This is a genomic window from Paenibacillus sp. BT-177 (assembly GCF_025846815.2).
Taxonomy (GTDB): domain Bacteria; phylum Bacillota; class Bacilli; order Paenibacillales; family Paenibacillaceae; genus Paenibacillus; species Paenibacillus polymyxa_C.
In genome coordinates, this window is record NZ_JAOYTP010000004.1 from 290,310 (window position 1) to 311,552 (window position 21,243).

The 21,243-nt window shown below is 46.0% G+C and carries 23 protein-coding genes; all 23 read right to left on the reverse strand.

Annotated elements, in window-relative coordinates:
- Positions 1-56: 56 nt before the first annotated feature.
- A complete protein-coding gene (locus OIU26_RS14890; RefSeq protein ID WP_025676862.1) occupies positions 57-743 on the reverse strand; it encodes a ribonuclease HII in 687 nt (228 codons plus the stop codon).
- A 168-nt stretch (positions 744-911) separates the two neighbouring features.
- Positions 912-1,772 carry a ribosome biogenesis GTPase YlqF gene (ylqF, locus tag OIU26_RS14895; RefSeq protein ID WP_025676861.1) on the reverse strand — a complete coding sequence of 287 codons (861 nt, stop codon included), beginning with the start codon at positions 1,770-1,772 and terminating at the stop codon, positions 912-914.
- 87 nt (positions 1,773-1,859) lie between these two features.
- Positions 1,860-2,486, reverse strand: a complete 627-nt coding sequence (lepB, locus tag OIU26_RS14900) for a signal peptidase I (RefSeq protein ID WP_264217256.1) — start codon at positions 2,484-2,486, stop codon at positions 1,860-1,862.
- Between the two features lie 101 nt (positions 2,487-2,587).
- Positions 2,588-2,932 carry a 50S ribosomal protein L19 gene (gene rplS / locus OIU26_RS14905; protein WP_007429998.1) on the reverse strand — a complete coding sequence of 115 codons (345 nt, stop codon included), beginning with the start codon at positions 2,930-2,932 and terminating at the stop codon, positions 2,588-2,590.
- 227 nt (positions 2,933-3,159) lie between these two features.
- Positions 3,160-3,975: a tRNA (guanosine(37)-N1)-methyltransferase TrmD gene (trmD, locus tag OIU26_RS14910; protein ID WP_264217257.1), complete on the reverse strand. Its 816-nt coding sequence runs from the start codon at positions 3,973-3,975 to the stop codon at positions 3,160-3,162.
- Entirely contained in the window at positions 3,975-4,490 is a 516-nt protein-coding gene (rimM, locus tag OIU26_RS14915; protein WP_013370649.1) for a ribosome maturation factor RimM, read from the reverse strand. Before rimM ends, trmD begins: the two co-directional genes overlap by 1 nt.
- A 97-nt stretch (positions 4,491-4,587) precedes the next feature.
- Positions 4,588-4,818, reverse strand: coding sequence for a KH domain-containing protein (locus tag OIU26_RS14920; RefSeq protein WP_013370648.1), 231 nt, complete (start codon positions 4,816-4,818; stop codon positions 4,588-4,590).
- A gap of 23 nt (positions 4,819-4,841) precedes the next feature.
- Positions 4,842-5,114 carry a 30S ribosomal protein S16 gene (gene rpsP, locus OIU26_RS14925; RefSeq protein WP_007429994.1) on the reverse strand — a complete coding sequence of 91 codons (273 nt, stop codon included), beginning with the start codon at positions 5,112-5,114 and terminating at the stop codon, positions 4,842-4,844.
- Positions 5,115-5,183: 69 nt separating this feature from the next.
- A complete protein-coding gene (gene ffh, locus OIU26_RS14930) occupies positions 5,184-6,560 on the reverse strand; it encodes a signal recognition particle protein (RefSeq protein WP_025676852.1) in 1,377 nt (458 codons plus the stop codon).
- Between the two features lie 51 nt (positions 6,561-6,611).
- Positions 6,612-6,980 (reverse strand): YlxM family DNA-binding protein, encoded by a 369-nt coding sequence (gene ylxM, locus OIU26_RS14935; RefSeq protein WP_013370645.1) that lies wholly within the window; start codon positions 6,978-6,980, stop codon positions 6,612-6,614.
- 166 nt (positions 6,981-7,146) lie between these two features.
- Positions 7,147-7,797, reverse strand: coding sequence for a PAQR family membrane homeostasis protein TrhA (gene trhA / locus OIU26_RS14940; protein WP_013370644.1), 651 nt, complete (start codon positions 7,795-7,797; stop codon positions 7,147-7,149).
- 153 nt (positions 7,798-7,950) lie between these two features.
- Entirely contained in the window at positions 7,951-8,967 is a 1,017-nt protein-coding gene (ftsY, locus tag OIU26_RS14945; protein WP_058829470.1) for a signal recognition particle-docking protein FtsY, read from the reverse strand.
- A 38-nt stretch (positions 8,968-9,005) separates the two neighbouring features.
- Positions 9,006-12,575, reverse strand: coding sequence for a chromosome segregation protein SMC (gene smc, locus OIU26_RS14950; protein WP_264217258.1), 3,570 nt, complete (start codon positions 12,573-12,575; stop codon positions 9,006-9,008).
- A 255-nt stretch (positions 12,576-12,830) separates the two neighbouring features.
- The gene (gene rnc, locus OIU26_RS14955; RefSeq protein ID WP_013309856.1) at positions 12,831-13,529 is read right to left on the reverse strand and encodes a ribonuclease III; all 699 of its coding nucleotides are present in this window, start codon (positions 13,527-13,529) and stop codon (positions 12,831-12,833) included.
- Between the two features lie 12 nt (positions 13,530-13,541).
- A complete protein-coding gene (fabF, locus tag OIU26_RS14960; RefSeq protein ID WP_013370641.1) occupies positions 13,542-14,780 on the reverse strand; it encodes a beta-ketoacyl-ACP synthase II in 1,239 nt (412 codons plus the stop codon).
- Between the two features lie 226 nt (positions 14,781-15,006).
- On the reverse strand, positions 15,007-15,240 hold the full coding sequence (locus OIU26_RS14965) for an acyl carrier protein (RefSeq protein ID WP_007429985.1): 234 nt from the start codon (positions 15,238-15,240) through the stop codon (positions 15,007-15,009).
- 109 nt (positions 15,241-15,349) lie between these two features.
- Positions 15,350-16,099 (reverse strand): 3-oxoacyl-[acyl-carrier-protein] reductase, encoded by a 750-nt coding sequence (gene fabG / locus OIU26_RS14970; protein WP_017427908.1) that lies wholly within the window; start codon positions 16,097-16,099, stop codon positions 15,350-15,352.
- A gap of 51 nt (positions 16,100-16,150) precedes the next feature.
- Entirely contained in the window at positions 16,151-17,092 is a 942-nt protein-coding gene (gene fabD / locus OIU26_RS14975) for an ACP S-malonyltransferase (protein ID WP_264217259.1), read from the reverse strand.
- A gap of 81 nt (positions 17,093-17,173) precedes the next feature.
- The gene (locus OIU26_RS14980) at positions 17,174-18,163 is read right to left on the reverse strand and encodes a beta-ketoacyl-ACP synthase III (RefSeq protein ID WP_013370638.1); all 990 of its coding nucleotides are present in this window, start codon (positions 18,161-18,163) and stop codon (positions 17,174-17,176) included.
- Positions 18,164-18,171: 8 nt separating this feature from the next.
- Entirely contained in the window at positions 18,172-19,164 is a 993-nt protein-coding gene (gene plsX / locus OIU26_RS14985) for a phosphate acyltransferase PlsX (RefSeq protein WP_264217260.1), read from the reverse strand.
- Positions 19,148-19,744, reverse strand: coding sequence for a transcription factor FapR (gene fapR, locus OIU26_RS14990; RefSeq protein WP_014599659.1), 597 nt, complete (start codon positions 19,742-19,744; stop codon positions 19,148-19,150). The genes plsX and fapR overlap by 17 nt, the downstream gene beginning before the upstream one ends.
- Positions 19,745-20,020: 276 nt before the next feature.
- Entirely contained in the window at positions 20,021-20,194 is a 174-nt protein-coding gene (gene rpmF, locus OIU26_RS14995; protein ID WP_013370634.1) for a 50S ribosomal protein L32, read from the reverse strand.
- Positions 20,195-20,384: 190 nt separating this feature from the next.
- Entirely contained in the window at positions 20,385-20,906 is a 522-nt protein-coding gene (locus OIU26_RS15000; RefSeq protein ID WP_264217261.1) for a DUF177 domain-containing protein, read from the reverse strand.
- Positions 20,907-21,243: the final 337 nt, after the last annotated feature.

A 21,243-nucleotide genomic window follows, 5' to 3' on the forward strand; every position in this document is an offset into this window, starting at 1 on the left:
GGTCTGTAATATTAGATATACTTTATATCGGTATAGTCCTGATTCATAATAAGTATCTACAGATCAAACAACGTCGGTTGCTCGGTCAACAAATTGCCTAAAAAGCTGCGTCTATGCATTTCTGTAGGCCCTAGCGCCAAAATTTGTTCTCTATGCAACTTGGTAGCATAACCTTTATGTATACCAATCCCATATTCCGGATATTTCGCATCCCATTCACCTTTGCATAGCCGATCACGAGTCACCTTGGCGATGATAGAAGCTGCCGCAATAGACTGACTGTTCGCATCTCCCTTAATGATGGATAGCTGAGGAATAGGTACATCTACCTTTTCTGCATCCACAAGTAAATAATCAGGAGACACATGTAAAGCCTCTACAGCCTTTTTCATAGCTAAACGAGCCGCTTGTTTAATATTGATTTCATCAATCATCCGCGCGTCTACATGACCAACTCCTACAGCAATCGCCTTCTCCATAATCAGTTCGTAGTAGGCTTCTCTTTTCTTGTCAGTCAATTTTTTGGAATCGTCTACCCCCTCCAATAACTCACCAACTGGTAAAATGACTGCTGCCGCCACAACATCTCCAAACAGACATCCACGCCCTACCTCGTCAATACCTGCAATCCGCTCACAAGATTGTTCCCAGCATTTTTTTTCATAGTGCAGCATGTCCTTTACTGCGTTCTCTTTAGCTTCCATATTCAATACCTGCCCATCTTTACGTAGTTTAAGCTTCATCATGCCGTAGCTCTAACAATTGAATTCAGCTTACCACAGACCTCTACTGTTCAAAACCCTTTTCTATCTACCTTTACATACCAAAAAACCTTCCTCCTCTCCGGAGAGATGGGGAAGGTTCTTCCTTGCCACAAAATGCAATGTTCTGTATCAGATGTACCAGCTTTATCAATATGGTGCTTCTAAACTGAATCGTCCCAGCTTCCCTGCACGTAGCTCACGCAAAATAATTTTTGACGCCTTTTCGAGATCTACACGTCCACCACTAACAATACAGCCACGCTTACGTCCGATAGCCTCCATAACGCTCACAACATCATCTGGATTTTCTGTATCCTCAGGACGTTCGGTAAGCTCAAAACGTTCTGCCATGGCATCCCAATAATATTGGACAAGATATTTTGTCGCGAAAAAGGCAATGTCCTCTACATTTAGAATTTCTTCCTTGATCGCGCCTGTAACTGCTAGACGATAGCCGACGTTCTGATCCTCAAATTTAGGCCACAAAATACCTGGTGTATCCAGCAACTCAATTTCTCCGGTCTTGATCCACTGTTGTGCCTTCGTTACTCCGGGGCGATCACCCGTAGCTGCAATATTACGTCCTGCCATTCGGTTGATCAATGTCGATTTGCCGACATTCGGAATACCGACAATCAAAGCACGTATAGGACGCGGATTCATTCCCTTCGAAATCTGCCGGTCTATTTTTTCCTTAAGCAACAGCTTGGCCTGAACCGGAATTTCTTTGAGCCCCGTCCCTGTCGTGGCATCTACCGGAAAGGCTACATGCCCCTGTTCCTTAAAGTAGGCAATCCATTGCTGTGATACTACAGGGTCCGCCAAATCTGCCTTGTTCAAAATAATCATTCGCGGCTTGCCTTGCAAAATATCATCAATCATTGGATTTCGGCTGGAAAGCGGCAACCGAGCATCAATCAGCTCAATAACCAAATCAATCAGCTTTAATTTTGCTTCAATTTGGCGGCGCGCTCTGGTCATGTGACCAGGAAACCATTGAATCGTCACCGTCATCACCCCATTGAGCGTAACTCCTACTTTCACCCTTAGGGTCATAGTTAGGATTACGGCAGCTATGCTGCTTATTAGTTATTTCTAGTGGTTAATCCACTGCATATCCTTCACAGGCCAAAAAATGACATCAGCCCGGCCCACGACTTCCTTCAAATCAATATATCCAATCATCCGACTGTCTGTACTATTGGAACGGTTATCGCCCATAACAAAAATATGCCCTTCTGGCACTTTTCCATCCTTAAACTTTTCATTTGGAAAATTGGTAAACTTGTTGTAAAGTTCTCCATTTTGATGTGCTTCTTCCAAAGGAGCCCTGAGATAAGGTTCTTGAATCGGCTTACCATTTACTGTAATCGTGTCACCTTCTACCTTGACCGTATCACCCGCAACGGCAATGACGCGCTTGATGAAGTCTCTTTTTTCTTCCGGGACATGGAACACGATCACTTCACCCGGTTTAGGAGCACGAAAATCATACAAAATCTCATTTACAATGACGCGTTCTCCGGTATGAAAGTTAGGCTGCATTGACGGGCCATCCACAATAAAAGGCTTAAAGAGAAGCCAGCGGATTAAAAAGACAAGCACTAACGCAATAATGATGGCCTTGAGCCACTCAAAAATCTCATTTTTTGGTTTACGCTTGGGCGTACCATCCTGATCAGTTGGCTGCTGCACAGCTCCTTGTCCTACTTCTTGCTCCATAGCTCACTGTCCTCTCTTTACGGTCAATAATCCACAGTTCCCTATGTACGTAGAAAAAACGAAAGGAGCTTGTAACCAAGCCCCTTTCGTTATTCGTTGTATTAACGACGAATTTCTTTAATTCTCGCTGCTTTACCGCGCAGTTCACGAAGATAATAAAGCTTCGCACGACGCACTTTACCACGGCGAGCCACTTCGATTTTATCGATTTTTGGGGAATGAAGCGGGAAAGTTCTTTCCACACCTACACCGTAAGAAATTTTACGAACTGTAAAAGTCTCACTGATTCCACCACCACGGCGTTTAATTACTACACCTTCAAACAACTGGATACGCTCACGAGTTCCCTCGATAACTTTCACGTGCACTTTCAAAGTGTCACCAGGACGAAAGTTAGGCAGATCTTTACGCAGTTGTTCTTCAGTAATCGCTTGGACGATATTCATCTATGACTCCCTCCTTCCGTACAGGTGTTCATGTTTCTTCTGGAAACTCTTCCGTTTCCTTCATCATCCACAGAGGACCACCGTATTACACACAACAGATGTATTGTATCATGGAGGTTACCGCATTGCAACAACAAAAAGGGATTTGACCAAACATTATTTAATTGACTTCATTATAAAACAGGTCCCTGCCTGCTTTCAAATCCACTCATGTTAATAGTGCTTTATCACTTGTCCCCCGAACGGTCCAATTGGTACTGCTCCTCAATCCACGCGCGCTCCTTGCTTGTCAGTTCAGCCTGTTCCAGCAAGTCCGGTCGACGTTCCATCGTCCGACGTAACGCCTCTTGTCGTCTCCAAGAGTCAATATTGACATGATGCCCTGATAAGAGTACATCTGGCACTTTCCAGCCCCGAAACTCAGCAGGCCGAGTATAATGGGGGTATTCCAACAGCCCTGTACTAAACGAATCTGTTACCGCACTCGTTTCATTACCCAGCACTCCTGGTAACAACCGTGTCACACTATCGATGACGACCATGGCTGGCAGCTCGCCACCAGTCAATACATAATCTCCAATCGAAAGCTCATCCGTCACCAAATGCTCTCGAATACGCTCATCATAACCCTCATAATGTCCACATATAAAAATAAGATGGTCCTCTTTGGCCAGCTCTTCCGCTTTTTTTTGCGTAAAAGTCTCTCCTTGTGGACACATCAAAATAATACGCGGAGTTTTTATGTCTGCATTATGTTCGGCATCTTCATGTCGAATACCTTCAACGGCAGTTTCAAATGTGGGTTGCTCTGATTTATCCAACAGCTCTTCCACGGCAGCAAAAATAGGGTCAGGCTTCAAAACCATGCCGCCCCCACCACCATAAGGCGTATCATCCACTTGCCCATGCTTGTTGCCGGCATACTGGCGAAAATTAACCGCTTGCAATGATACAATCCCCTTATCCCTTGCTTTTCCCAGAATGCTTGCATTAAAAACGCCATCAAACATCTCTGGAAACAGGGTCAGTACATCCACCCGCATTACAGCAGACCTTCCATTAATCGTACTGTAACCCGTTTTTCGCGCACGTTTACATCCAAAATAACATCCTCTATATACGGCAATAGCAGTTCCTTACCTTTAGGCATTTGGACTACCCATACATCATTCGCTCCTGGTGTCAAAATTTCTTTTACCTCACCGAGCTTAGTTCCGTCTTCCGTTACTACTTCCATACCGACTACTTCATGAAAGTAAAACTCGTTTTCTTCCAATTCTCCTAGCCGCTCAGCAGAGACCTTTAACAAAGTACCTTTATATTTCTCAACATCATTGATGTTGTGATATTCCTTAAATTTTACGACAACCATATTTTTTTGAAAACGAGCTGTTTCTACAGTTACGGGAATCGGTGCTTTGCCATCTGCTGGAACAATCAATAGCTCGCTGCCTTTGGCAAAACGATCCTCAAGAAAATCAGTTGTCGTTAATATTTTTAGCTCACCGCGAATTCCATGTGTATTCACAATTTTCCCGACATTAAACATTTGCTGCATCGTGTTCCTCCTGCATATAATCGGCTCCGCTCCATATCATCTTCATCATGTACGAAAAAGGGTTAGGACATACATCCTAACCCACTTTCGTATATCTTTAAGATATGATGTCTACGGTAACCCGTTTATCCATCTTAACGGCTGCTGATGCAACCACAGTGCGAAGCGCCTTGGCGATACGTCCCTGCTTGCCAATGATCTTGCCCACATCCTCAGGATGTACACTAAGTTCATACACTACAAGTCGATCCTTCTCCAAGGTCTTCACGGTCACATCATCCGGATGATCGACTAAAGCCTTAGCAATGATTATCACTAATTCTTCCATGGTTGACCCTCCGTATCAGCACCTTATTTCTGTGTTTTAAGCTCATGAAACTTTTTCATCACGCCCGCTTTGCTAAGCAAGTTGCGAACAGTGTCGGATGCTTGTGCACCATCTTGCAACCATTTCAGCGCTTTATCTTCATCAATTTTTACAACCGCTGGTACTGTAATAGGGTTGTAGTAACCGATTTCTTCGATAAAACGACCGTCACGCGGGGAACGGGAATCAGATACCACGACGCGATAGAAAGGAGCCTTATGTGCACCCATACGTTTCAGACGAATACGAACTGCCACGAAAATTCACCTCCTTCAAAAAGTAGACTGTATATTGCTATCCTATAACTCCAAAGGTCTATCGACCTTTTAGCGGAAAGGAAACTTCATACCTTTGCCCATACTCTTCAGCTGTTTCAGAGCCTTGTTTTTGCCACCCTTAGGACCCATCATATCTGAGAACTGCTTCATCATACGGCGCATTTCATCAAATTGCTTAATGAGACGATTTACCTCAGCCAGCGATGTTCCACTGCCTACAGCAATCCGCTTGCGACGACTATGATTAATCATGTCCGGGTTTTGCTTTTCCTGTGTAGTCATCGAATGAACGATAGCCTCAATCCGGCCCATCTGTTTGTCATCCACTTTGATGTCTTTCATTTGCTTCATGTTGCCCATACCAGGAATCATATCGAGAATCTGGTCGATTGGGCCAAGCTTCTTAACCTGATCCATTTGCTCCAGAAAATCCTCGAAAGTAAACTCGGCATTGCGCATTTTCCGTTCCATTTCCTTCGCCTTATCGGCGTCAATATTGGACTGCGCTTTTTCAATCAGGGACAACATGTCACCCATGCCTAAAATCCGTGAAGCCATCCGCTCAGGGTGGAATGGCTCCATCGCATCCAGCTTCTCACCCAATGTAGCAAATTTGATCGGGCATCCTGTCACAGCTTTAACCGACAAGGCCGCGCCCCCACGAGTGTCGCCGTCCAGCTTTGTCAGTACAACTCCCGTTAACTCAAGGCTATTGTTAAAGTGCTCCGCAACATTAACTGCATCCTGTCCTGTCATGCTATCTACAACCAGCAGAACTTCATCCGGCTTGACATTAGTATGAATCTGGCGCAACTCTTCCATCAGTTCTTCATCAACATGAAGACGACCGGCAGTATCTATAATAACGTAGTCATTACCATTATCCTTAGCATGCTGCAAACCCTGTTTTGCGATTTCCACCGGGCTTGTCTGATCTCCCAATGTAAATACAGGTGCGTTAATCTGCTCACCGAGAATCTGAAGCTGCTTGATCGCGGCAGGTCTGTAAATATCACCAGCTACAAGCAATGGACGATGGTTTTGCTTTTGCAACAACTTCGCTAGTTTACCTGACGTAGTCGTCTTACCTGCGCCCTGGAGACCCACCATCATAATGACTGTAGGCGGTTTGTTTGCTTTGGCAAGCTTGGCCTGACTGCCACCCATCAACTCGGTCAATTCCTTGTTTACAATGTCGATGATGACCATGCCTGGCGTAAAGCTGTCCATCACTTCCTTACCAACGGATTTCTCCTTTACCTTGGCAATAAAGTCTTTTACAACCTTGAAGTTAACGTCCGCTTCAAGCAAAGCCAATCGCACTTCACGCATCGCCTGAGCTACATCATCCTCAGACACTTTTCCTTTGCCGCGCAATTTACTGAATACATTTTGCAAGCGAGTCGATAATCCTTCAAATGCCATACTTTCGCACCTCCTTGTCTACCAGGGTTGTTAGTTCTTCATTTATATATCCTACAATTCCTGCAGGCGATTTACAATTTGTTGGACATGTTGCAATGTATCCTTATCGGGCTTACCAACTTTACCGAATGCATCATATAATGTCGCATTCAGTTCCTCTAAATCTTGGATTCTACGTTCATGCTTACTTAGCAATCCAAGCTTTTCCTCATACATTTCTAATACCTGTTCAGCACGTTTAATATGTTCATAGACTGCCTGACGGCTAATTTGAAATTCCGATGCAATTTCCCCTAAAGAAAAATCATCATGGAAGTAATATTTTAAAAACATCTGTTGCTTCTCTGTAAGTAGAGGTTCATAGAAGTCAAACAGTCGGTTAATCCGGTTTGTCTTTTCCAGCCGATTCTCCTGACTCATCGTGTATACCTCCATCGTCAAGGAAAAACACTTTACAGTTCTTTTCAACGTTCCTTATCATACATAAAAGAAAAGAAGATGTCAAGCGTTATCCCTTGTCATACAAAAAAAAGCCGATCCACTGCCCTTAAACGGGAGAATAGATCGACTTTTTTGCCCCTCTCACTCAAACCCTTACTGGAGTAAGATACAGCAGAACAGCCAGAAAATGAAGTATGCTGCCTGCCAAAACAAACAGATGCCAGATCGCATGGTGATATGGAAATGCCCGCCACACATAAAAGATCGTGCCCAGCGTATACATAAGACCACCCACGAACAATAGCGTCATCCCTCCGGCGGGAACAATGGCCATCAGGGGATTCCAGGCAATTGTAATGAGCCAGCCCATTATAATGTAAAACACAGTAGACATAAACAGGAAGCGTTTGGTGAAGAACGCCTTGAACAGTACACCAAACAAAGCGATCCCCCAAATCACTCCAAATAGCGTCCATCCCAGAGTACCTCGCAAGGCAACGAGCATAAAAGGGGTGTAGCTACCTGCAATGAACAGGTAAATACAAGAATGATCGAATATTTCGAACAAATCCTTCAATTTTCCTTCACGCAGGCTATGAAGCAACGTGGAATTGGTATACAGCAACAGCATTGTAATCCCGTAAATTGTAAAGCTTACGACATGCCAAGCAGTTCCTTTCATGCTAGCAAAAACAATGAGTAGCACAAGCGCCGCTACACTTAAAACGGCTCCAATACCATGTGTAATCGCGTTAGCTACTTCTTCCCGGCGGGAATAAGTATAGGTGTTTGCCATCGTTTTTCACCCGGCTTCCTGAGTAATATTTTTATACAAGAAATTTATCCGGCATCGTCAAACCATTTGCTTTCATTATACAATTGGGCGGACTTACGCAGCAACAGGAGCACTGCTTAGTCCCAGACTTATAAGCAAGTCTAATCAAACGGATTAGCTCTGCTCTTCCTCGCCAGCAGCAGTTGCTTCGACAGCCTCTTCTTGGATCAAACCGGCGAACAATGCATGAACAAATTGTTCTGAATCAAACGGTTGAAGATCATTCACTTTTTCACCTAAGCCCACCAGCTTAACAGGCAAATTCAATTCCTGACGGATAGCAACGACAATCCCGCCCTTTGCTGTACCATCCAATTTTGTCAGTACCAGACCGGTTACGCCGCTCTTCTCACCAAACAGCTTGGCTTGGTTAAGTGCATTTTGTCCAGTCGTCGCATCAAGTACCAACAACACTTCATGAGGAGCGTCTGGAATTTCACGCTGGATAACGCGGAAAATCTTGTTCAATTCTTCCATTAGATTGCTTTTATTTTGAAGACGTCCTGCTGTATCGCATAACAAAACATCTACTTGACGCTGCTTGGCAGCCTGTACGGCGTCAAACATAACCGCAGCTGGATCTGAACCAGATTGCTGTTTAATGACCTCTACACCTGCCCGTTGGCCCCAAACCTCCAACTGTTCAATCGCGCCCGCCCGGAACGTATCTCCAGCAGCCAACAATACTTTTTTGCCCTCTTGTTTAAAACGGTGAGCCAACTTGCCAATGGTCGTTGTTTTTCCGACTCCATTGACGCCTACGAATAGAATAACCGTAATCCCGTCTGGATTCATTTTGAGCTGACTATTGTCATTCCCCCGCAGCAACTCAGACAGCTTTTCCGACAGTACAGGCTGTAACTCGGACGCATCCTCGATTTTGCGTTTTTTCACTTCTCCCCGCAAGTCTTCAATGAGGTTCATAACCGTATTGACGCCTACGTCCGCTCCGATCAGAATTTCTTCCAGTTCCTCGTAAAATTCCTCATCAATTTTTTTACGGCGAATCATCAGGTCCGTTACTTTTTCAACGAAACCTTTACGTGTTTTTTCTAAACCGTCTTTGAACTGCTTTGTGACCGATTCCGTTTTGCTTGCGATGCTTTCCTTCAATTTTCTAAAGAAACTCATGAATTCCCTCCGTTGATCTGAAAGTATGTTATTTGATGTCAGGCAATCTCAGCTTCATCGTTGTCCAACTTGACAGATACGAGTTTAGAAACCCCGCCTTCTTCCATCGTAACCCCGTACAGCACATCGGATTCTTCCATGGTGCCCTTACGGTGTGTAACTACGATAAACTGTGTCTGCTCTGAGAATTCCCGTAAATACTGAGCAAAACGCACCACATTTGCTTCGTCTAATGCTGCCTCTACTTCATCGAGTACACAGAATGGAACAGGTTTAACGTGTAAAATGGCAAATAATAAAGCCATTGCTGTTAGAGCCCGTTCACCGCCTGACAACAACTGTAAGTTTTGGAGTTTTTTGCCTGGAGGCTGAGCTACAATGTCAATGCCCGTCTCCAGCAATCGTTCTGGATCAAGCAACACAAGGTCTGCACGTCCGCCTCCGAACAGCTTGGAGAAAACCGTTCCAAATTCGCGACGAATCGCATCGAACGTGGTCTTGAAGCGCTTGGACATTTCATCATCCATTTCACGAATAACCTGATAGAGCGTTGTCTTGGCCTCTACCAAATCAGACTTTTGCTCATCAAGAAACGTATAGCGCTCATGTACACGCTGGTATTCCTCAATAGCACCCAGATTGACCTCACCCAGCGCAGATATCCCGCGTTTGAGCCTTTCCACCTCACTCTGCGTACCTTCAATATCTTCCGGTATAGGGTAACGTTGCTTGGCCAGCTCATAGCTGAGTTCATAATCATCACTTAATTTTTTCAAAACATTTTCCAGTTCCACATCAAGTCGGTTTACTCCAATTTCTGTTTGGCGAAGCAGTTCCTCCACCGACTTAAGCTGAATTCGCTGTTCTTTTGTGTCATTCTCAGCAACTTCCAGTTTTTTGGACAAGCTGCTGCGTGCAGCCCGTTTGAATTCCAATTGCTTTGCAGCTTCTTCCTTTTTCAAACGGTATTGATTGAGATTCTCAATTTGTTTCACGGTCTCCTGCTCATTGGTAAGCAAATCCGCTTCGATGGAAGCAAGCAAGGTCTTGTTTTGTCTTGAATCCTTACCAAGGGTATCATAATCCCCACGCAATCTGCGAATCTGCTCTTCCAATGAAAAACGCTCTTGGTCCAGCTTGCCTTCTCTTACCTTGAGATTCGTAAGCTCTCCCTGCAGCTGCTCTTTGGCTGATTCATTCGCTTTACGCGCAAATTCGGCAGCGTGAATGGCCTGATGCGTTTTCTTCTCTTCTTCCTCCAGCGCAGCCAACTTTACCAGTGCTTCTGCACGGGAAGCTTCCAGCTCCTTGATTTCCTGGTCAAAGCCTTTTTTCTCCTGGCCAGACGCAGCTACCTGCTCCAGAACATGACGAAGTTCATGCTCAAGTTGTTTGAGCTCCATTGCCATCTGCTGCTCTTCGGTCCGCTTCACATCGCCGCCCTGGCGCAATTCATCCAGACGGGTCTGTGTCTCCTCCAACTGTCGTTTGGTATCTATTGCACTCTGGCGCAACCTGGCAATTTGCTGTTCCGTATCTAGAATGTCTTGATCCAACTGATCCAGCTGACGTTTACGGCCCAGCAGATTAGCATTTTTCTTGAACTGGCTCCCCCCAGTCATGGAACCACCTGCATTGACAACATCGCCTTCAAGCGTGACAACACGATATCTATATTGACAACGGGCCGCAATACGATTGGCATCTTCCAGCGTACGGGCAATGACCACATTCCCCAAGAGACTGCCTACGATTCCGGCATATCGATCATCGTACTGAATAAGATCTGCACCGATCCCGACAAAGCCTTCTGCGCTTTCCACAATTTGACGTTCTCCAGCACCGATCTGACGCGGGCGGATAACGTCCATAGGCAAGAATGTCGCTCTGCCCAATTGACGTTGCTTTAGAAAACTGATCGCCTGTCTGGATACCGATTCATTTTCCATCACAATATGCTGAACTGAAGCGCCCAAAGCGGTTTCCATCGCCTGCTCTAAATGCTCAGGTACCCGAATCAGCTCCGCTACTGCTCCATGCACACCGTGCAAAGTCCCCTTGCGTGAAGCCTTTAACACCTCTTTAACTCCGAGCATGAAGCCGTCAAAGTCATCCTGCATTTCTTTCATCGTATCTCGCCGTGAAATTTGAGCCTCACGTTTTTGTTCCCATTTACGAACCGTGCCCTGGTTTTCTTCCAGTAGTTTTTGCAGGGCCTGGTACTGTTCACTTCCCTGAATATAGCCACTGCGCAAACTGCTAATTTCCTGTCCCAGCTTCTGAATCGTCGCTTCCAATCCTTTTTTGCGCTGTTCAAGTTCGGCTTTTTGGGCTTCCCATTTGCCGGATTCATCACTGACGCGATTCACTCGGCGTTCCAACGCTTCCTTCTGTTGGTCGGTATAACGAATTTCGTTACGCGCCTGCGCCATCTGATTCATCAGCTCCAGCAGACCTCCCTTTAGGCTTTCTTCCTGCTCCTGGCTGATTCCACCTGTGACGCCAATCAGTTTGGCCTCTTCATCAGACAGACGCGCACGCAACTCGTCCAGCTCTACATTCAGCGCTGACAGCTTTTCGTTCAGCTGATCCAGTTCGCTTTTGCGTTCGGAATGTCGTGATTCGCTTGTGCTGAGGGATAAGATCAATTGTTCCCGATTGGCCTCCAAATTGCGTGTGCGCTCTTTGAGCAATTCACCGTAGCCTTCACTTTTTTCCGTAGCTTCACTGTATTGCAGCAAATCCTTTTGTAGACGTTCTACTTGCTCTTCCAGCTGCCGTAATTCATTACGATCGTTTTCCAGCATTGCATCATGGCGGGACACCACTGTAGACAATTGAAGCTGCTCTTGCTGCAACAAAGCTAGTTTGGAAGTCGCATCGCTCCATGAAGTGTGAATTTGTTCAATTTGATGGACGTACATCGAAATTTCTTTTGATTTTAATTCACTGCGCAGCTCTTTAAAATGAATCGCCTTTTCAGACTGCTCCTTAAGAGGTCCAATCTGATCCTCTAGTTCACTGACCAAATCGTGAATGCGCAGCAAATTTTGCTCTGTTTCATCCAGCTTGCGAACTGCATCTTTTTTACGTGATTTATATTTTACGATACCCGAGGCTTCCTCAAAAATACCCCGTCGATCCTCAGATCGGGTACTCAAAATTTCTTCAATACGTCCTTGCCCAATAATCGAATAAGCTTCTTTACCAATCCCTGTATCCATAAACAGCTCTGTAATATCTCGAAGTCTGCATGATTGACGATTAATGAAATATTCACTATCCCCACTCCGATGCACACGTCGCGTTACCGTCACTTCACCAAAATCCAGAGGCAATGCCTGATCTTCATTATCTAGCGTAAGCGATACTTCACCGTAATTAACAGCCTTACGAGCATCACTACCTGCAAAAATAATGTCCTCCATCTTGCCGCCACGCAGTGATTTGGCACTCTGTTCGCCCAACACCCAACGAATTCCGTCGGAAATATTACTTTTCCCACTCCCATTGGGTCCGACGACTGCCGTAATGCCGCGGACAAATTCCATTTCCGTTTTATCTGCAAACGATTTGAAGCCCGCCAGCTCAATGCGCTTTAAAAACATGCTCAATCTCACCTCTAACATTTAAATATGCTTGTACAACTTCATTGACCTGATTGATTGAATTATTCCTATTGTAGCATAAGACTAATTTGGAAAAAGCACAGTATCGACGCTCACGTTACGGCAGTAAAGCCACGAAAAAAGAGCAAAACGCAGTCCATTCGCCATTACGGGCCGGGACTCCCCGCGGACTGCCCTTTGCTCTTACTTTGTGTCCTCTGCTTGCGTCGCCCGTTCGGGCCGCTCAGGTACCGACTACGATTCCGCCAGCTTCAAACGGTTTAAAGCAACTGCCGCCGCTTGCTGCTCAGCTTCTTTTTTGGAGCGTCCTGTACCTGCTCCCAACCGCTCGCTGTCCATATATACCTCGGCTACAAACTCGCGCTCATGGGCGGGCCCGCGTTCCTCGACAATTTTGTATTCAAGCATCCCCATGTTATGATGCTGCGTCAGTTCCTGAAGCTCTGTTTTGAAATCACTCATCTGAAGCTTACCGTTTAATACAATTTGAGGAAAAATATAACGTTCTAGAAACGACCGGACGGCTTCCAGACCCTGATCCAAATAAAGCGCGCCTACGAACGCCTCGAACACATCAGCCAACAGAGCAGGACGAGTACGTCCGCCTGTCAGCTCTTCACCTTTTCCAAGCAGTACATACTGCCCAAACTCAAGCCCGACAGCAAACTTCACCAAAGAAGGCTCACAGACAATAGCTGCACGCAACTTGGTTAGTTCGCCTTCGGGCCGGTTAGGGTACTGATTGTACAATTGCTCAGACACCGTCAGTTCCAGAACAGCGTCACCCAGAAATTCCAGACGCTCATTATCTGCATGCTGACTGAACCGATGTTCGTTTACGTAGGAAGCGTGCGTAAAGGCCTGCTTCAGAAGCTGCCGATTGTTGAATTGAATATGAAGTTTCTGCTGTAATTGCTTCAAGTCTCCACTCAACGAACTGACCCCTTACGCTTCATATTTTTTTAGAATAACCGTAGCATTGTGACCGCCAAAACCAAAGGAATTGGACATAACCACATTCAGTTCCGCTTTTCTCGGCTTATTAGGTACATAATCAAGATCACAAGCTGGGTCTTGATTGTCCAAATTAATTGTTGGCGGAATTGTCTGATGTTGGAGCGCAAGACCACAAATTACGGCTTCAACGCCTCCCGCTGCACCCAGAAGATGCCCTGTCATCGACTTGGTTGAACTGATCGCTACCTTATAGGCATGCTCTCCAAGCGTTTTCTTAACTGCTTCCGTCTCCGATTTGTCACCAACCGGCGTAGATGTACCATGTGCATTGATATAATCGATATCTTCAGGATTCAATCCAGCATCACGGATCGCCATTCTAATGCAGCGTGCTGCTCCCTCTGGATCAGGCTCCGTCATATGATGGGCATCGCCTGAAAGACCATAGCCAATCACTTCGCCGTAAATATGTGCACCACGCTTCAAAGCATGATCCAACGATTCCAGAATCAGTACACCAGAGCCTTCGCCCATAACAAATCCGTCCCGTTCGGTATCAAATGGACGACTTGCCTTTTCCGGCTCATCGTTACGTGTGGACATCGCTCGCATGGAGCAAAATCCAGCAATACCAATCGGACGAATCGTTGCTTCGGCACCGCCGCAAATCATAGCGTCAGCGTCACCGCGCTGAATCATGCGGAAGGAATCACCGATAGCATGACTGCCTGTGGCACAAGCCGTAACTGGCGATGTATTGGGACCCTTAGCACCGAGTGAGATCGAAACTTGACCGGAACCCATATTAGCAATCATCATCGGAATGAAGAAAGGGCTTACGCGTTTAGGTCCCTTTTCAATCAGTGCATTATGCTGATCTTCCCAAGTGCCCAATCCGCCAATACCAGAACCGACAGATACACCAACACGCTCAGCATCCACATTCTCTCCGATTACGAGTTTGCTGTCCTCAAGCGCCAATTTACTAGCAGCAACCGCGAACTGCACAAAGCGGTCCATTTTACGCGCATCCTTACGATCAATATAATCCTCTGGATTAAAATCTTTAATGGAAGCGGCTATTTTCGTAGTGTATTCACTTGTATCAAAAGCTTCGATTTTACTGATACCAGATTTTCCAGCCATCAGATTATCCCATAGTGTGTTCAAATCCTGTCCCAGCGAAGTGATTACACCCATTCCTGTTATGACAACACGTTGTTTCAAAGATAATCACCTCTATGTCTACTGCAAATTGTATTTTTAGATCGCACACGCTTGTGCAAAAATAATATAGAATCAACTAAAGTTAGTAATGCCGCATTATACTCAGCCCTTGACGAAGTGAAGCTGAGATGAAGTCAAAAACACGCGACAATTCCGTCTTTAGTTCAATCTGTATAATTAGGAGAAAGTCCCGCCTGTAACAGAACGGGACTTTTGATGACATGAATTAGGTATGAGATTGTATGTACTTTACAACTTCACCTACAGTTGTAATTTTCTCTGCATCTTCATCAGAGATTTCCATATCAAACTCATCTTCCAATTCCATAACCAATTCAACTACATCGAGAGAATCAGCGCCTAAATCATCTTTAAAAGATGCTTCAAGTGTAACTTCGGCTTCGTCGGCTCCCAAACGGTCAACGACAATGCGTTTTACGCGCTCCAATACATCGGACATCCGGCTCACCTCCTCCTTATGGTATTATACGAAAATTACAATTAAAATGCCATAGAAGAGAGTTTTCATTAACTACTCTCCATCGGGGCATGCGGATTGGCAACATGAACTACATATACATGCCGCCATCCACATGCAAAGTCTGGCCCGTCATATATGAGGAAGCATCCGAGGCCAAGAATAGCACCACATCTGCAATTTCCTCAGGCCGTCCAAGACGGGCCAGCGGAATACCGCTAAGCATATTGTCACGCAAATCATCAGCCAGCACCTGCGTCATTTCAGTATCAATGAATCCAGGAGCCACACAGTTCACTGTAATTCCTCTTGAAGCAAGCTCTCTAGCAGAGGATTTAGTAAGACCAATCACTCCCGCTTTAGCAGCGACATAGTTGGCTTGTCCTGCGTTACCAAGTACACCAACAACGGAAGAGATATTGATAATTCGGCCGGAACGCTGCTTCATCATTGGGCGTGTCGCCGCTTTGAGACAATTAAACACACCCTTGAGATTCGTTTCGATCACCTGATCGAATTCCTCTTCTTTCATCCGCATGATTAAATTATCTCTTGTTATGCCAGCATTATTCACCAGGATATCAATCTTGCCCCAAGCGCCGACCACATCCTTGATCAACTGATCAGCTTCTTCAGCACGTCCCACATTAGCCTGAACTGTAATAGCTTCCACACCTTTGGCACGAATCAGCTCTGCTACCTCAGTCGCAGCCGCTTCACTACCAGCATAATTTACTGCTACATTAGCACCTGCTTCAGCCAGCGCCAGTGCGATACTACGGCCAATTCCGCGCGACGCTCCCGTAACCAGCGCTGTTTTTCCACTCAATGGCTTAGACATCATAGTCCTCCCTTGCAAGTATTTAACCCGTAAAGGCAATCATTAATACTTTTAGCGGGCTTCCAGGGCTTCTGTTATAGAAGCAAACGACTCCAGGCTACTCATGTTATACAGCTTAACCGTTTTGTCAATCTTTTTAACCAGTCCGGTCAAAACACTTCCCGGTCCAAACTCAACAAAGGTGTCCACCCCTTGTTCCAGCAGCCATGCTACGCTGTCTTCCCATAGTACCGGGGAATAGACCTGTTCCACCAACAGTTGGCGAATTTCGCTTCCCTCACGTACAGGTTTTGCTGTCACATTGGTCACAACCGGAATCTGGGCTTCGGCAAATTTCACAGTCTCCAATTTATCGGAGAGCTTGTCTGCCGCTTCCTTCATCAATGACGAGTGAAAAGGTCCGCTGACCTCCAAAGTAATAGCACGCTTGCCGCCTGCTTCCTTCACACGTTCAGCGACGGCAGCTACACCCGCCTTTGTACCGGATACAACAATCTGTCCGGGACAGTTGATGTTGGCCAGTTCAACCAGTTGGCCAGATTCCGTAATATCACGGCACAATGCTGCCAATGCTTCACGATCAGCTCCCAGCACAGCAGCCATCCCGCCTTGTCCATCAGGAATGGCCTGCTCCATAAACTGACCACGTGCACGAACAGTCTCAACTGCTTCCTCAAATGTGAGAACACCGGAAGCCACTAGCGCACTGTATTCTCCTAGACTGTGCCCAGCCACATAATCAGGGCGGATGCCCTTTTCCTTGAACGCTTCATACAGCGCAATGCTCGCCGTTAACAGTGCAGGCTGCGTATTGGATGTTTGCTTCAAGGCTGTGTCAGGCCCTTCAAAGATCAGTGTGCTTAGTGCGAAACCCAAACGTTCGTCCGCTTTACGGAATACTTCTGTTGCAGCCGGAACTGCTTCATAAGCATCTTTAGCCATACCTACAGCTTGTGAACCCTGACCGGGAAATATAAATGCCGTTTTGCCCATCGTGCATGCACCTCTCTGTATCCAATGCTTCTTCTGTAAAACACCAGACAAATTCAATATTATATCAAAAATTCCACTTAATTACCAGATAAGAACCGACGCACCCCAGGTCAAACCGCCGCCAAAGCCCACCATTAGTATACGGTCGCCTTCCTTCATGCGGCCTTCCTCAGCTGCTTCCACAAGAGCGAGGGGAATTGATGCTGCGGATGTATTCGCATATTTATTAACATTAATAACTACCTTTTCCTCTGGCAAATCCAAACGTTGCATTGCGGATTGGATGATTCGGATATTGGCTTGATGCGGAACGAACAGATCAATGTCGTCTTTGGACATCCCAGCTTTTTCTAACACATCAACTGTTGCTGTTCCCATAACGCGAACCGCGAACTTGAACACTTCGCGTCCGTTCATGTAAATATAATGCTGTTTATTTTCCAGTGTATCCGCACTCGCAGGCAAACGTGAGCCTCCAGCTTCCAACTTGAGCAAGGTGCCTCCAGCGCCTTCAGCCCCCAGATCAAAGGATTGGAATCCTCTACCTTCAGGTACTTCACCAATCACTACAGCTCCTGCTCCATCTCCGAAAAGAACGCAGGTGTTGCGGTCAGTATAATCTGTAATCCGGGAAAGGCAGTCTGCACCAATGATTAACGCATTGTTATAAATACCTGTCTTAATGAAGCTCGTTGCCGTAGCCAGCCCGTACACAAAACCCGAGCATGCAGCAGACAAATCAAAAGCCGCTGCGCCTTTGGCCCCTAACTTGTCCTGAAGAATGCAAGCAGTTGACGGAAATGCCATATCTGGTGTAACCGTAGCTACTATAATCAGGTCCAGATCTTGTGCCGTCATACCCGCAGACTCCAACGCCTTAACTGCTGCTTCATAAGCCAAATCAGATGTAGCCTGCTCTGGAGCAGCAATATGGCGCTCCTGAATCCCTGTACGGCTAACAATCCACTCATCACTTGTTTCAACGATTTCTTCCAAATCTTTATTGGTCAGAATTTTCTCAGGTACGTATTTCCCTGTTCCGATAACGCCAACCGGCCGTAATTTATTCATATCGTCACTCACTTCCTGCTGATTTCCTTGGATATACTTTCCACCAACCGGTTTTGCAAGGCCGTACGAGCCTGCCTTACCGCATTTTTGACGGCAATGCCATCAGACGAACCGTGACTTTTTAAGACGAGTCCGCTCAACCCCAACAAAGGAGCCCCGCCGTGCTCTTTATAATCCAGTTTCCCCTTCAGCCCCCGAAGTTCAGGCATAATCAAGGCCGCTGCAAGCTTAGTCTTTAAAGATTTGGTGAACTGCTCTTTAAGGAGAGAAAATATCGCTCCGGCTGTTCCCTCTAGCGATTTTAGCATAATGTTTCCGGCGAATCCGTCACACACCAATACATCACAATTTCCGGTTAACACATCTCGGGATTCAACATTCCCCACAAAATTGACAGGTAACTGCTCGATAAGAGGATACGCCAACTTTGTTAGTTCATTGCCTTTTCCTGCTTCAGTCCCAACATTCAGCAGACCCACTCTTGGAGAAGCCAATCCGTGAACCTTCTGACGGTACAAGCTCCCCATCAGTGCATATTGGGCAAGATGTTCAGGCTTGGCATCCATATTGGCCCCCAAGTCCAGCGCCAGTATACCTTGATCATCAATCGTTGGTATCATCGGCGCGAGAGCCGGACGTTCAATGCCCTCCATTCTTCCAACCACTAACAATCCTGTAGTCATCAGAGCGCCTGTATTACCTGCGGATATCATGGCATCCGCTTCACCTTCTCTAACCATTCGACCCGCTACGACCATTGAGGCATCCTTTTTACGCCGCACTGCCTTTACAGGCTCGTCCTGCGCATCTATCGTTTCGGACGCATGGCGAATGGTGAGGTTCGTCGGCATCGCCCTGCCGTTCAAAACCGATTCAATCCGTTCCCGGTCACCAACCAGCGTAATGTCTGTATCCTTCCATTCCGCCGCCGCAGATAACGCGCCCTCTACTGTCGCCTCAGGAGCATTATCTCCCCCCATGGCATCAATGGCGATCCGCATGCTGACTTCCTCCTTCGCTATACTCTTCCTCCGTGGAGCGATAAATGACAAAGTTGCCTTGGAACACCATTTCTTCTCCTACGTAGGCAAACACTTCCACTTTGGCCTTTCCTTTTTGTTCTGGATTTGAGCGTACATATGCCTTGGCAATACATTTTTCACCCAAATGAACCGGACGAACAAAGCGAATATCCGCTGAAGCGGTCAATGCTATCTCATCGTTAATTACGGCAACGGCCAATGAATTGGCCTGCGCAAACACATAATGTCCTCGTGCAATGCCTGTGCGTGAAAAAGTATGTTCCTCTTTAATTTCAAAAATCGAAATACCACTTCGATCCAACTGGAGATCAACGATGTCCCCAATTACTTCATGTAAAGGCAAGGAACGAACCTGATCGTAGGAGCGCTCAGCCATCAGCTTTAGCCGCTCCCGCAATTCCGGGATCCCCAGTTCCATCCGGTCCAACCGAATGGTCTGAATGCTTACCTTCAGCTGTCTTGTCAATTCCTGATCCGTCACGAACGGATTATCATCAATTAATTGAGTCAGCCGTTGCTGTCTCTGTCTCTTCGGCAAACGTTCGATATCAGTGACGCCTCCTTTCCCTACAGTAAACTGCCGTTCAGCCGACAGTTCAGGTTACTTTACGTTCTAACGGCTAAACTTCAAGCCGGTTTGTCTTCTTGTATGTATAAAGGAACCTCTTAGGCCCTTCTTTCTTAGAACCTGGTACTAAAACAGTATATAGCATGCTGACGCAAAAAGAAAGCATGCTGATAAAAAAAGTAGCGCCTCACTGTAGTGAAGCGCTACTTTCTCTGCGAATATTCCAAAGAATCCGCTTATCGGACATTATTGAGAGATGATCTCTCTAGCTTTGTACGTTCCGCAAACTTTGCACACATGGTGAGCAAGTTTCAATTCGCCACATTCGGAGCATTTCACCATACCTGGTACTTCCAGTTTAAAGTGAGTACGACGTTTGTCGCGACGAGTTTTGGATGTTCTCCGTTGAGGTACTGCCATTATTCCCACCTCCTTAAACAGATCAACCCCGCATAACGGGTATGACTTCTTATCTCATTCAAGACCGAAAGAAAATGCCAGAAGACAATGATCTTACAGCCGGTGAATCAAGCATGCAACATCCACGTATCGGTTCAATAACTTCCCGGCACAAGCGGATGATGATTTTTTTCAGAATTGAACTCAATTCTCATTTAAAAAAATCCTTAAGCCCTGCCAGACGCGGATCAATCTTTTCCGTATCACCATCGTTACTGTCATCGGAGCCAAGGCTCCAGTCTTGTCCGGCCGCTGGCGCGATGCCCTGACAATCCTCACTGCATACAGGCGCAAACGGCACATGCAGTACAAACAGTTCTTCACAATACGGTGCAATGTCGAAGGAATCCTCCGTCACTGCGATAAAATCGCCATCTTCATCCTCATCTTCAACACTTGAAGATGAGGTTTGCTTAAACCGTTCACGGAATTCAATTTTCAAATCCTCGTGCATCGGGCTCAAACAGCGTGAGCAAAGCATGTCCAGACCTGCGGTCAACGTGCCTTCCACACTCATCGAGCCTTGGCCCAGACTAACGGCGACCAAGTCGGTCTCCAGCGGGGAAACGGCTGTAACATCAGCACGATCATCCACCAATTCACTCACATTAAGAGATTCACGGATAGGAAAGGGACCGTCACTTGTTGCTACTTTGCGAAAAAATAGTTGCATCACTATCACTCCAAACAAACAAAAATTATTATAACGACTGATCGAGTCGTTTGTCAACACCTTTCACTTTACACCACTTACAAATCCATCGGTTTTCCAATGGTTCGGTAAGATCTATGCGGATGAAAAAATGTGTTGTATTCATCATGTACCTGTGTGTATTCGTACCCCCGCCACTCTTCGTGTACAATAATGCGAGTATAAAGCTTTTTGCTCTAGGTCTCAATGGTCTTGTTGAAGTGCATGATGAAATACCAGATAGCTGCCCTGAAAACATGCATTCGCTGGTAGTAAACCACTCAAAATAGTTATCAAATAAGCTACTAAAGAAAGGAGC